The following is a 12820-nucleotide window of genomic DNA, read 5'->3' on the forward strand; positions in this document are numbered from 1 at the left end:
CTGCGCCCCGGTCCCTCAGCCGTGGATCGGAAAGGACGCCTGGAACGCCAGCCGTTCGTCAGCCCCGTCGCCGATGCGGGCGAGGACCTCGTCGAGCGCGATGAACTCCTCCCACACCGCCCTGCCCGTCGCGTCGGCCAGCCGGGCCACGACGAGGTCCTCCAGTCCGGGAACACGCTTGTTCTTCCAGATCTTGTCGGCAAGGCTCACCAGGAGGTCCTCCAGGCCGACGGGCGACCGCGCCCAGGACGCGTGCGTCGCGGCGAAGCGGGCCAGCTCCGGGCTGAACCCGTGCGCCAGCAGCAGGGCCTGCCCCGCCTCCTCGTGCGCGGCCCCGGGCCCGGAGAGTTCGGAGACGTGCACCGTCTTGCCCACGTCGTGCGTCGCCGCCCCGAAGAGCACCGCCTCACGGTCGAAGGCCATGGCCGGACAGTGCTGCTCCAGCCAGGCGACCAGCTGATGCGCGACGTCATGGACGGCTCGCAGGTGAGCCGCCAGCCGGGGCGGGCTGCCCAGCTCCGACAGAAGGCCGACGACTCGATCCGGCAGGGGAAGCAGAGGGGTGTCGACGGTGCTGCACATCGCCTGCGACAGGAGAGCGCTGGTCATCACCGCGTCAGGGTACTGACCGCACTTCGCCTTGGGGATACCCGTAGCCCCCCGGAGTCCGGCGCCACGCAACACCCTGAACCGTGAGCACCCCGGGGCCCGGATCCGTACTCTTCCCCACCATGCCCCTGAGCCTCACCACCCTCGGCACCGCCTCCCCGCACCCGCGCCCCGGCCGGCCCTGTTCCGGGTATCTGCTGCGTGGCGGGGGCGCCGAGGTGTGGGTGGACGCGGGGACCGGGACGTTCGCGGAGTTGCAGCGGCACACTGATCCGGCGCGGCTGACGGCGATCTGGATCTCGCATCTGCATGCCGACCACAGCGCCGATCTCCTCGCCGCCGCCTACGCGTTCGCCTTCGGCGGGATGACCCCGGCCTCCCCGATCCCGCTCTACGCCCCGCAGGACTGCGCGCGCCGGCTCGCCGGGTTCTTCGGGCGGCCGGACGTACGGTTCCTGAGCGGCGTCTTCGACTTCCGGCCGCTCTACGACGGACACGCCGTCCGGCACTGGAACCTCCGGCTGACCGCCCGCGCCGTCGTCCACGACACCGAGGCGTACGGGCTGCGCGCCGAGTGCCAGGGGAGCGTGCTGGGCTACTCCGGGGACAGTGGACCCTGCGAGGCGCTGTCCGAACTCGCGGGCGGCGCCGACGTGTTCCTCTGCGAGGCCGACATCGACCGGCATCGCGAAGGCGAACGGCAGGTTCACCTCACGCCCGAGGACGCCGGGGCCTGCGCCAAGGGCGCGCGCGAACTCCTCATCACGCATGTGGGGCCGACTCTTACTCGCGAAGCGGCCCTGGAGCGCGCCGCCGCGATCTTTCCCGGCCGGACCTCCGCCGCGCTCGAAGGCGTCACCAAGACCATGTGAGGCGCTCCGGCCCCGGCAACCCCAACTTCCTTTGTCAGAAGCATTGACGAAACAAAAGCGCGCTCCTACCTTCAACGCGTCGTACTTCGTACGTCATATATGAGACGCGATACGCGAGATCAGATACGCGACCGCAGCCACGTGACATCCGAGAGGCGCGCATGACCTCTGTGCCCACGCCGATCCCGTCCCGCACGCAGTACGTGCAGGAGGAGATCAAACGCCGCATCCTCACCGGTCAGTTGACCCCGGGTCAGCCACTGGTCGAGACCGAACTCGCCGCACAGTTCGGGGTGTCCAAGACCCCCGTGCGCGAGGCGCTCAAGACCCTGGCCGGCACCGGACTCGTCGTGATGAACCAGTACAAGGGCGTCACGGTGCGCATGGTGGACGCGGACATGGCGCGCGAGGTCTACGACGTACGGCTGCTCCTCGAACCCGAGGCGCTCCGCCGGGCCGTACGGCTGAGCGCGTCCCTCGACGACGCCCGCGACGCCCTGACCCGCGCCGACGAGGCCACCGACACCGCCGAACGCTCCCTGGCCAACCGGGAGTTCCACCGCGCGCTGTACCTGCCGTGCGGCAACCCGCTGCTCGGCCGGATGCTCGACGAGGTCCGCGACCAGGCCGCCCTCGTCTCCGCCGTCGCCTGGGCCGCCTCGCCCTCCTGGGAACGGGAGGCCGGCGAACACCGCGAGATCCTGCGCCTCGCCCTCGAAGGCGACGCCGACGGCGCGGCCACCGCGCTCCACGCCCACATCGCGTCGTTCGTGCAACGGGCTTTCCCCGGCACCGAGTTGGGATCACAGGAAGAGGACGGTCAGGCATGACAGCGGCGTTCGAGGCCCAACGCACCGCCCTGGCCGACGTGGTGGCGATCCCCGTCACCCCGTTCGCCGAGGACGGCAGCATCGACCAGGACACCCACCGCGCCCTGCTCCGCCGCCTGCTCGACGGCGGGATCGGCATCCTCACGCCGAACGGGAACACCGGCGAGTTCTACGCCCTCACCCCTCAAGAGCGGCAGCTCGTCACGGAGTTGACCGTCGACGAGGCGGCCGACCGCGCCGCGATCCTCGTCGGCGTCGGCCACGACGTCCCCACCGCCATCGCCTCCGCCCGGCACGCCCGCGACCTCGGCGCCCAGATGGTGATGGTCCATCAGCCTGTCCACCCGTACGTCTCGCAGGGCGGCTGGGTCGACTACCACCGTGCCATCGCCGAGGCCGTGCCCGACCTGGGTGTCGTCCCGTACATCCGCAACGCCCAACTGCCCGGCGCCCGGCTCGCCGAACTCGCCGACGACTGCCCGAACGTGATCGGCGTCAAGTACGCCGTCCCGGACGCGGCCCGCTTCGCCGCCTTCGCCCGGGACGCGGGGCTCGAACGCTTCGTGTGGGTCGCGGGGTTGGCCGAACCGTACGCGCCCTCCTACTTCTCGGCTGGCGCCACCGGCTTCACCTCCGGGCTCGTGAACGTCGCCCCGTCCGTCTCGCTGAACATGATCGAAGCGCTTCGGTCCGGGGACTACCCGGGCGCGATGAAGGTGTGGGAGCAGATCCGCCGCTTCGAGGAACTGAGGGCCGCGAACGGCTCCGCGAACAACGTCACGATCGTCAAGGAAGCGCTTGCGTCCCTCGGCCTGTGCCGCCGCGAGGTCCGCCCGCCGAGCAAGCCCCTGCCCGAGAGCGAGCGCGCCGAGGTCGCCGCGATAGCCGCCGGATGGTCGATATGAAGTCACCGGAAGAGCTCAGAAGCCACCAGTGGTACGGCACCGACGGGCTGCGCTCCTTCAGCCACCGGGCCCGCACCCGCCAGCTCGGCTACCTCCCCGAGGAACACCTCGGCAAGCCCGTCATCGCGATCCTCAACACCTGGTCGGACATCAACCCGTGCCATGTCCACCTCCGTGACCGCGCGCAGGCCGTGAAGCGCGGGGTGTGGCAGGCGGGCGGCTTCCCTCTCGAGTTCCCGGTCGCCACCCTCAGCGAGACCTTCCAGAAGCCGACCCCGATGCTCTACCGGAACCTCCTCGCCATGGAGACCGAGGAGCTGCTGCGGTCGTACCCCGTGGACGGCGCCGTGCTGATGGGCGGCTGCGACAAGTCGACGCCGGCGCTGCTCATGGGCGCCGCGAGCGTCGACCTCCCCACCGTCTTCGTCCCCGCCGGCCCGATGCTGCCGGGCCACTGGCGCAACGAGGTCCTCGGCTCCGGCACCGACATGTGGAAGTACTGGGACGACCGGCGCGCGGGCCTCATCGGCGACTGCGAGCTGACCGAACTGGAGAGCGGCCTCGCACGCTCGCCCGGGCACTGCATGACCATGGGGACGGCGTCCACGCTGACGGCCGCCGCCGAGGCGCTCGGGGTGACCGTGCCGGGCGCGTCGAGCATCCCCGCCGTGGACTCGGGGCACGATCGGATGGCCGCGCAATCCGGCATGAGGATCGTTGAACAAGTCCACAAGGGGCGTGTTCTCTCGTCGATCCTCACCCAGGAGGCCTTCGAGGACGCGGTCACCACCGTCCTCGGCCTCGGCGGCTCCACCAACGCCGTGATCCACCTCATCGCCATGGCCGGCCGTGCGGGCGCCCGCCTCACGCTCGACGACTTCGACCGCATCGCCCGCACGGTCCCGGTCCTCGCGAACGTACGGCCCGGCGGACAGACGTACCTCATGGAGGACTTCCACTTCGCGGGCGGCCTCCCCGGCTTCCTCTCCCGCATCACCGACCTGCTCCACCTGGACCGCCCGACGGTCTCCTACGACACCCTCGGCGAGCAGCTCGCGGGCGCGCGGGTGCACAACGACGACGTGATCCGGCCGCGCGACAACCCGGTCGCGTCCGAGGGCGGGGTCGCCGTCCTGCGCGGCAACCTCTGCCCGGACGGCGCCGTCATCAAGCACATCGCCGCCGAACCCCACCTGCTGAAGCACACCGGCCCCGCGGTCGTCTTCGACGACTACAGGACCATGCAACGCACCATCAACGAACCGGAGTTGGGCATCACAGCAGACAGCGTGCTGGTGCTGCGCAACGCGGGCCCCAAGGGCGGCCCCGGCATGCCCGAGTACGGCATGCTCCCGCTCCCCGACCACCTCCTCAAGCAGGGCGTCCGGGACATGGTCCGCATCTCCGACGCCCGCATGAGCGGCACGAGTTACGGCACCTGTGTGCTGCACATCGCGCCCGAGTCGTACGTCGGCGGACCACTGGCGCTCGTGCGGACCGGGGACACCATCACCCTGGACGTCGAGGCGCGCACCCTCCAACTCAACGTGGACGACGAGGAGTTGGAGACACGCAGGGCGGAGTGGACACCGCCGCCCGCACGGTACGAACGCGGCTACGGCGCGCTCTACAACGACCAGATCACCCAGGCGGACACCGGCTGCGACTTCGAGTTCCTGGCCCGCCCGGGCAAGGTCGCCGACCCGTACGCGGGTTAACTCCCTCCCCTCCCCTTCTCGTAGCGCACAGCGCCGCACCACACCCACGGAGAAAGCGCTTCACCCCGTACCGCGACCCACCGCGAGCACCTCGCACCGCGACCCACCACAAGCACCCCGTACACGACCCACCGCAAGCGAACGGAGAACAGTCATGGCCCAAGCCGCAGCCGTGGCGAAACCGCCAGCGCCACCCCGGCGGCGCCGTGCCTCCGCGACCCCGCGCAGGCTCCCGTACCTGCTGATCGCCCCGGCGGCCCTGCTCATGCTGGGCTTCATCGCCTACCCGGTCATCAGCGTCTTCTACTACAGCCTGCAGAACTACAACCCCACCAAGCCGTGGCGCAACGGCTTCGCGGGCCTCGACAACTTCACCCACGCCTTCACCAACGACCCCCAGTTCTGGGACACGTTGACGTTCAGCGCCAAGTGGGTCGTCGTCGAGGTGGGCCTCCAGCTGCTCTTCGGCCTGGCCCTCGCACTGATCGTCAACCAGACCTTCGTGGGCCGCTCCATCGGCCGCGCGCTGGTGTTCTCCCCGTGGGCCGTGTCGGGTGTCCTGACCTCCGCGATCTGGGTGCTGCTCTACAACTCCCAGACGGGCGTGACCCGTTACCTCGCCGACATGGGAATCGGCCAGTACGGCACGAGCTGGCTCTCCGACCCCTCGACCGTCTTCTCCGCCGCGGTGGTCGCGGACCTCTGGCGGGGCGTCCCCTTCTTCGCGATCCTCATCCTCGCCGACCTCCAGTCCGTGTCGAAGGACCTCTACGAGGCCGCCGAGGTCGACGGCGCCAGCCGCTTCCAGCAGTTCCGGAACATCACCCTGCCGCACCTCAAGGACGCGATCGTGCTGTCCACACTGCTGCGCGCGGTCTGGGAGTTCAACAACGTCGACCTGCTCTACACCCTGACCGGCGGCGGCCCGGCCGGCGAGACGACCACGCTCCCGCTGTACGTCGCCAACACCAGCGTCGAAGCACACAACTTCGGCTACGCGTCGGCCCTCACCACGGTCGCGTTCGTGATCCTGCTCTTCTTCTCGATCATCTATCTGCGGCTGAGCAAGTTCGGAGGTGGCGACAAGTGATCACCGAGATCGCCCCGGCCCGCGAGCGGGAGTCCGCCGCCCCGCAACAGCCGCGCAAGGTCCGCCGCGCCTGGGACGAGGTCCCGCGCTGGCAGATCTACGTCCCCCTGGGGATCTACCTCGTCTTCACCCTGATCCCCTTCTACTGGATCCTCCTCTTCGCGTTCCGCCCGGCCGGTTCGACCTCGTTGGTGCCCTGGCCGATGACCTTCGACCACTTCCAGAAGGTGTGGACCGACCGCAGCTTCGGCGTCTACTTCCAGAACAGCGTCTACGTCGGCGTCGCCACCCTGATCCTCACCACGGTGGTCGCCCTGGCCGGCGGCTACGCTCTCGCCCGTTTCGAGTTCAGGGTCAAGCGCGCGTTCATGCTCGCCCTGCTCTGCTCCCAATTCGTGCCGGGCGCCCTGCTGTTGGTGCCGCTGTTCCAGATCTTCGCCAAGCTCCAGATGATCAACTCGCTCGGCAGCGTCGTCATCGCGGAGACCGTCTTCCAGCTGCCGCTGTCGATGATCCTGATCAGCGGCTTCATCCGGAACGTCCCGCAGTCCCTGGAGGAGGCCGCCTGGGTCGACGGCTGCAACCGCTTCGCCGCGTTCCGCATCGTCGTACTCCCGCTGCTGCGGCCCGGGTTGATCGCCGTGGGCTCCTTCGCCTTCGTGCACGCCTGGAACCACTTCCTGTTCGCCCTGATGTTCCTGTCCGACCAGAGCAAGCAGACGATCCCGGTCGGCCTCAACACCCTGATGGGCGCCGACAGCGTCGACCTCGGCGCGCTCGCAGCGGGCGGCATCATCGCGGCCGTACCGGTGGTGATCGTGTTCGCCTTCATCCAGAAGTGGCTGATCACCGGCTTCAGCGCGGGGGCGGTGAAGGGATGAGGCAACCGCTTACCCTGCTGACGAAGATCGTCGAAGCAGGGAGAATCCCATGAACCCCACCACCGGTCCTACGACCGTCTCCACGCCCGTCCCCGTCGTCCTCGCCGGTGCGCGCGGCCACGGCCGCTGGCACGTCGAGAACATCCGCAGGCTCCAGGACAAGGGGCTCGTGCGCCTCGCCGGCATCTGCGAGCTGACCCCGCTGACCGAGGAGGAGTTCGGGGGCGAACTCCCCGCGCAGTCACCGGACTTCGGTGCCCTGCTCGACTCCACCGGCGCCCAGGTGGCCGTGGTCTGCACCCCGATCCCCACCCACACCGACCTCGCGCTGGCCGCCGCGAAGCGGGGCGTGCACCTGCTGCTGGAGAAGCCGCCCGCGCCGTCGTACGCCGAGTTCCGCCGCATGGCCGACGGGGTCGCCGCGGCCGGGGTGGTCTGCCAGATCGGGTTCCAGTCGCTCGGCTCGCACGCCGTGCCCGCGGTCCGCGAACTGATCGAGAAGGGCGCGATCGGCACGGTGACCGGAGTCGGCGGCGCCGGTGCCTGGGCCCGCGACGAGGCGTACTACCGGCGCGCTCCCTGGGCGGGCAAGCGGCGCCTGAACGGCGTCGACGTGATCGACGGGGCGCTCACCAACCCCCTCGCGCACGCCGTAGCCACCGCCCTCGCCCTCAACGAGACGACCCGCGCCGAGGACGTCGTCCGCATCGAGACCGAACTCCTGCGGGCCAACGACATCGAGTCCGACGACACCTCCTGCGTCCGCGTCACCACCGTCCAGGGCCGCCCGGTCACCGTCGCGGTGACCCTGTGCGCCGAACACCCGGGCGAGCCCTACGTGTTGGTGCACGGCACCGAGGGCCGGATCACCTACTGGTACAAGCAGGACCGCGTCCTGCTCCAGCGCGCGGGCCACGGCCCCGAGGAGTTCGAGTACGGCCGCACCGACCTGCTGGAGAACCTCGTCGCCCATCTCACCGACGGCGACGCCCTGTTGGTCGAACCCGACGCGACAGGCGCCTTCATGAAGGTCGTGGAGGCGATCCGCCGGGCCCCCGACCCGGCCCAACTGCCCACCGACGCCTGGCAGATGATCCCCGCCGAGCACCGCCGGGTCGTCCCCGGCATCGACGCACTGGTCACGGCGGCGGCCGACACCCTCGCCCTCTACTCCGAACTGGGCGCCGCCTGGGCCCCACCGAAAGAGGTGAGCACCTGATGATCACCCACGACACGCCGGTGCTGCGCGTCGCGGGCCGCCCGGTCGCCCGGTACGTCACCCGGCCCGAGCTGCCCGACCGGCTCTCCCCTCGCCCGTATCTGCACCCCGTGACCACCCTCGCGGGCACGGCGGTCACCGAGTTGAGCCCCGTCGACCACACCCACCACCTCGGCGTCGGTGTCGCCGTTCCCGACGTCGAGGGGCACAACTTCTGGGGCGGCCGGACCTACGTTCGTGACCAGGGCCCCACGGAACTGGACAACCACGGCGCCCAACGCCACTCCGGTTTCCAGCTCCGCGACCCCGACGGCTTCGTCGAGGAACTCCGCTGGGTGGCCTCCGGCGCCGAGCTGCTCCGCGAACGCCGTACGGTCGCGGCCACCGAACTCACCGACACGGCCTGGGCGTTGGACTTCACCTTCTCCCTCACCAACGTCACACCGGACGCCCTCTCGATCGGCAGCCCCGCCACCAACGGCCGCCCCGGAGCCGCGTACGGCGGCTTCTTCTGGCGGGCCCGCAAAGAGGCCGAGACCCCGAGCGTCTTCACCGCCGACCGCGAGGGCGAACCGGAGATCCACGGCACCCGCGCCGACTGGCTCGCCCTCGCCGGCACCGGCTGGACCCTCGTCTTCGCCGGCGCCACCGACCGCACCCGCCGCGACCCGTGGTTCGTCCGCACCGCCGAATACCCGGGCGTGGGCGCCTCGTTGGCGACGGAGGAACGGCTGGCGATCCCGCCCGGCGACACGGTCGTACGACGGATCGTCACCGTCGTCGCCGACGGCCGCCTCGACCGTGCCGAGGCCGCCGCGCTCGTGCGGAAGGCGGTCAGCCAGTGACCCACGAGACGTACACCAACCCCGTCCTGAACGCCGACTGGTCCGACCCGGACGTCATCCGCGTCGGCGACGACTTCTACCTCACCGCGTCCAGCTTCGGCCGCGTCCCGGGCCTGCCCCTGCTGCACTCCCGCGACCTGGTCAACTGGACCCTGGTCGGCCACGCCCTCGAACGCCTCGAACCCGCAGCGGAGTTCACCACCCCGCGGCACGACTGCGGCGTCTGGGCACCGGCGTTGAGATACCACGACGAACGTTTCTGGATCTTCTGGGGCGACCCCGACCAGGGCATCTTCCAGGTCAACGCCCCCGAGATACGCGGCCCTTGGACCCAGCCGCACCTCCTCAAGGAGGGCAAGGGACTCATCGACCCCTGCCCCCTGTGGGACGACGACCACGACGAGGCCTACCTCGTACACGCCTGGGCCAAGTCCCGCGCGGGCATCAAGAACCGCCTCACCGGCCACCGCATGCACCCCGACGGCACGACCCTCCTCGACGACGGCAAGGTCGTCGTCGACGCGGACCGCATCCCCGGCTGGTTCACCCTGGAGGGCCCCAAACTCCACCTGCACGACGGCTGGTTCTGGATCCTGGCCCCCGCGGGGGGAGTCGGGACCGGCTGGCAGGGCGCGTTCCGCTCACGCGGCTTCTTCGGACCGTACGAGGAGAAGGTCGTCCTGGAGCAGGGGGACACCGACGTCAACGGCCCCCACCAGGGCGCGTGGGTGCGCACCCCGTCCGGCGAGGACTGGTTCCTGCACTTCCAACAGCGGGGCGCCTACGGCCGGTTGGTCCATCTCCAGCCGATGCGCTGGGACGACGACGGCTGGCCGGTCATCGGCGACGCGGGCGCCCCCGTGGCCGTACACCGGAAACCGGATCTCCCGCCGCAGCCGACCGCCGCGCCCGCCACCGACGACGACTTCCCCGGCGGACGGTACGGCCGCCAGTGGCAGTGGACGGCGAACCCGCAGGACGGCTGGGCCACCCACCACTCCGGCGACGGCCTCCGCCTGACCTGCGCCCGCACCACCGACACCGATGACCTGCGCCGCCTCCCGAACCTCCTCACCCAGCGCCTCCCCGCCGAACCTGTCGCCGTCGAGGTCGAACTGCGCCTGCACAGCCAGGAGGTGGGGGCGCGAGCCGGACTCGCCGTGCTCGGTGATGCCTACAGCTGGATCGGGTTGCAGCGGGGCGCGGACGGCACGGTGATGTTCGTCCACCGCTTCGCCGAACCCGTCGCCGATCGCGAACGCGATGCGAGCGAGCCCTGCCCCGCACCCTCCGGCCGGGTCCACCTCCGCATCGAGATCGGCACAAACGCCCGCTGCCGCTTCTTCTACGACGTCGGGGACGGGCAGCGTCCGAGCGGCCAGGTCTTCGCCGCCACCCCCTGGCGCTGGGTCGGCGCCCTGCTCGGACTGTTCGCGCTCGCGCCCGTCGGCACGGGACATGCCGGCGCGGCCGGCTTCGCCCGGTTCCGGATCAGTTCTCTCCACTAACCCGCCCTGCCCGTACGCCTGTTGGGAGTCGCAATGACGCACCTCCGTGGCAAGCGCTTGCCCGTCCTCCGTGACATCACCACCCCGTTGGATCCATCAGAAGAGAGCCGTCCTATGAAGACCAGCATCCGCAGAAACAGGCGTGCCGCCCTGGCCGTCGCCCTGGGCTGCGTGCTCGCGCTGACCGCCACAGCCTGCGGCGACGACGGCAGCGGGGCCGCGGGGGACAAGGGCGGCGAGGGATCGGGCAAGGGCACGATCACCTTCTGGGACAACAACGGCGGTGTCCGCACCGACATCTGGAAGCAGATCATCGCGGACTTCGAGAAGAAGAACCCCGACATCAAGGTCAAGTACGTCGGGATACCCGCCGCGAGCGCCCAGTCCAAGTACGACACCGCGATCCAGGGCGGCGGCCTGCCCGACGTCGGCGGGGTCGGGACGGCGGTGCTGGCCGAGGTGGCGGTGCAGGGGGCGCTGGAGCCGTTGGACAGCCGGCTCAAGTCCAGTTCCCTGAACGGCAAGTTGAGCCAGAACCTGCTCGACGTCAGCAAGAGCGCGGGCGGTGGGAGCACGCTGTACCAGATCCCCACCTCCGCCAACAACGGCACGCTCTGGTACCGCACCGATCTGTTCAAGGCGGCCGGGCTGGAGGCGCCGACCACCTGGTCGAAGTTCTACGCCGCCGCCGACAAGCTCACCGACAAGGCGAAGAACAAGTTCGGGTTCACCATTCGAGGTGGCGAGGGGTCCATCGCGCCGGCACTGGACGCGGTGTACGGGCAGACCGGGATCACGTCCTTCTGGAACGGCGACAAGACGACCGTCAACGACCCGAAGAACGTTGCCGCGTTGGCGAAATACGTCGGGCTGTTCAAAAAGGACACTCCGTCCGCCGACCTCAACAACGACTTCACGAAGATGGTCGCGCAGTGGGACAGCGGCACCATCGGAATGCTGAGTCACAACCTCGGGTCGTACCAGGACCATCTGAAGGCGCTGGGCGCGGACAAGTTCAAGGGGATTCCCAACCCGACGCAGGACGACGGTACGCGGGTGCAGATCTCCAACCCCGTCGACGGGCTGAGTCTGTTCAAGTCCAGCAAGAACAAGGAAGCGGCCTGGAAGTTCATCGAGTTCGCGGTTTCTCCGGCGGAGAACTCGAAGTACAACGAGTCGGCGGGGCAGGTGCCGGCCAACACCGACGCGGCCGACGCGGCGTGGATCCAGAAGTCCGAGCCCACGCAGTTGGCTGCGCAGGCGTTGAACGGGGCCGACACGAAGATCGTGCAGCTGCCGTACTACCTGCCGGACTGGAACACGATCTCCAAGGCGGACAACGAGCCGAACTTCCAGAAGCTGTTGTTGGGGAAGGTGACGGCGAAGGAGTTCCTGGACACGTTGGCTGATCAGTTGAACAAGGCGCAGGCGGACTGGAAGAAGAACCACTGAGTTGGGTGGTTCGGTTGGTGGGGGGCTGCGGGCCGGTGGGGGCTGGTCGCGCAGTTCCCCGCGCCCCTAAAAGACAAAATCCGAGAGGTGAGTCGATCGTGTCTCTTAGTCGTCGGCAGGTTGCCCTAGGGGCTCTCACTGCTGTTCCTTTACGTGGTGGGGGTGTTCGACGGGAGCGCACTCTCTATATCGCCGGTGATTCCACCGCCGCCCAGAAGTACTCCGCCGAAGCGCCGGAGACCGGGTGGGGAATGGCGCTTCCCTTCTTTCTGCGGAAGGCGGTGAAGGTGTCCAACCAGGCCGTCAACGGGCGGAGTTCGAAGAGCTTCGTCGATGAGGGGCGGCTGGATGTGATCCTCTCCGCCGTCCGGCCCGGTGACGTCCTTCTCGTGCAGTTCGCGCACAACGACGAGAAGAGCGACGACCCCACCCGCTACACCGAGCCGTGGACGACCTACCAGGATTATCTGCGGCTGTACATCGAAGGGGCCCGGGCTCATGGCGCCCGGCCCGTGCTCGCCACCCCGGTCGAGCGGCGCAGGTTCGACGCCGACGGCAACGCCCTGCCGACGCACGGGGATTACCCGGCGGCGATGCGGGCGCTCGCGAAGGAGGAGCGGGTCGCGCTGCTCGACATCGAGGCGCTGTCGCTCGCGCTGTGGCAGCGGCTCGGGGTGGAGGAGACGAAGGTCTACTTCAACTGGACCGACACCGAGCAGGACAACACGCACTTCAATCCGCCCGGTGCGATCGCCGTGGCGCGGCTCGTGGCGCGGGAGTTGCTGCGCACCCGGGTGCTCGCCTCGCGTGACGTCGTCCGGCTGCACGAGGACATTCCGACGTCCTGGATCACCTGGCCCGAGGCGACGGACGCCCCGGTCCTCTGAACAA

Annotated in this window: 12 protein-coding genes; 11 read left to right on the top strand and 1 reads right to left on the bottom strand. The window is 69.6% G+C overall.

Features of this window, described 5'->3' with window-relative positions:
• Positions 1-15: 15 nt before the first annotated feature.
• On the bottom strand, positions 16-609 hold the full coding sequence (locus OHT77_RS33850; RefSeq protein WP_328832220.1) for an HD domain-containing protein: 594 nt from the start codon (positions 607-609) through the stop codon (positions 16-18).
• Between the two features lie 122 nt (positions 610-731).
• Between OHT77_RS33850 and OHT77_RS33855 the strand changes: the two genes are divergently transcribed.
• The 11 genes from OHT77_RS33855 to OHT77_RS33905 all read left to right on the top strand — a co-directional run bounded on the left by OHT77_RS33855 (position 732) and on the right by OHT77_RS33905 (position 12816).
• A complete protein-coding gene (locus OHT77_RS33855; RefSeq protein ID WP_328832221.1) occupies positions 732-1481 on the top strand; it encodes an MBL fold metallo-hydrolase in 750 nt (249 codons plus the stop codon).
• Positions 1482-1642: 161 nt separating this feature from the next.
• Positions 1643-2311 carry a GntR family transcriptional regulator gene (locus OHT77_RS33860; RefSeq protein WP_328832222.1) on the top strand — a complete coding sequence of 223 codons (669 nt, stop codon included), beginning with the start codon at positions 1643-1645 and terminating at the stop codon, positions 2309-2311.
• A complete protein-coding gene (locus OHT77_RS33865) occupies positions 2308-3216 on the top strand; it encodes a dihydrodipicolinate synthase family protein (protein WP_328832223.1) in 909 nt (302 codons plus the stop codon). Before OHT77_RS33860 ends, OHT77_RS33865 begins: the two co-directional genes overlap by 4 nt.
• A complete protein-coding gene (araD, locus tag OHT77_RS33870) occupies positions 3204-4934 on the top strand; it encodes an L-arabinonate dehydratase (protein WP_328832224.1) in 1731 nt (576 codons plus the stop codon). Before OHT77_RS33865 ends, araD begins: the two co-directional genes overlap by 13 nt.
• A 154-nt stretch (positions 4935-5088) precedes the next feature.
• Positions 5089-6024: a carbohydrate ABC transporter permease gene (locus tag OHT77_RS33875; protein ID WP_019060581.1), complete on the top strand. Its 936-nt coding sequence runs from the start codon at positions 5089-5091 to the stop codon at positions 6022-6024.
• A complete protein-coding gene (locus OHT77_RS33880; protein ID WP_266767433.1) occupies positions 6021-6905 on the top strand; it encodes a carbohydrate ABC transporter permease in 885 nt (294 codons plus the stop codon). The genes OHT77_RS33875 and OHT77_RS33880 overlap by 4 nt, the downstream gene beginning before the upstream one ends.
• Before the next feature lie 49 nt (positions 6906-6954).
• On the top strand, positions 6955-8124 hold the full coding sequence (locus OHT77_RS33885; protein ID WP_328832225.1) for a Gfo/Idh/MocA family protein: 1170 nt from the start codon (positions 6955-6957) through the stop codon (positions 8122-8124).
• The gene (locus tag OHT77_RS33890) at positions 8124-8969 is read left to right on the top strand and encodes a PmoA family protein (protein WP_328832226.1); all 846 of its coding nucleotides are present in this window, start codon (positions 8124-8126) and stop codon (positions 8967-8969) included. Before OHT77_RS33885 ends, OHT77_RS33890 begins: the two co-directional genes overlap by 1 nt.
• Positions 8966-10477 (top strand): glycoside hydrolase family 43 protein, encoded by a 1512-nt coding sequence (locus OHT77_RS33895; RefSeq protein ID WP_328832227.1) that lies wholly within the window; start codon positions 8966-8968, stop codon positions 10475-10477. The genes OHT77_RS33890 and OHT77_RS33895 overlap by 4 nt, the downstream gene beginning before the upstream one ends.
• A 114-nt stretch (positions 10478-10591) precedes the next feature.
• Positions 10592-11929, top strand: a complete 1338-nt coding sequence (locus OHT77_RS33900) for an ABC transporter substrate-binding protein (RefSeq protein ID WP_328832228.1) — start codon at positions 10592-10594, stop codon at positions 11927-11929.
• 98 nt (positions 11930-12027) lie between these two features.
• Positions 12028-12816: a rhamnogalacturonan acetylesterase gene (locus OHT77_RS33905; protein WP_328832229.1), complete on the top strand. Its 789-nt coding sequence runs from the start codon at positions 12028-12030 to the stop codon at positions 12814-12816.
• Positions 12817-12820: the final 4 nt, after the last annotated feature.

This window comes from Streptomyces sp. NBC_00252, from assembly GCF_036187565.1.
GTDB lineage: Bacteria > Actinomycetota > Actinomycetes > Streptomycetales > Streptomycetaceae > Streptomyces.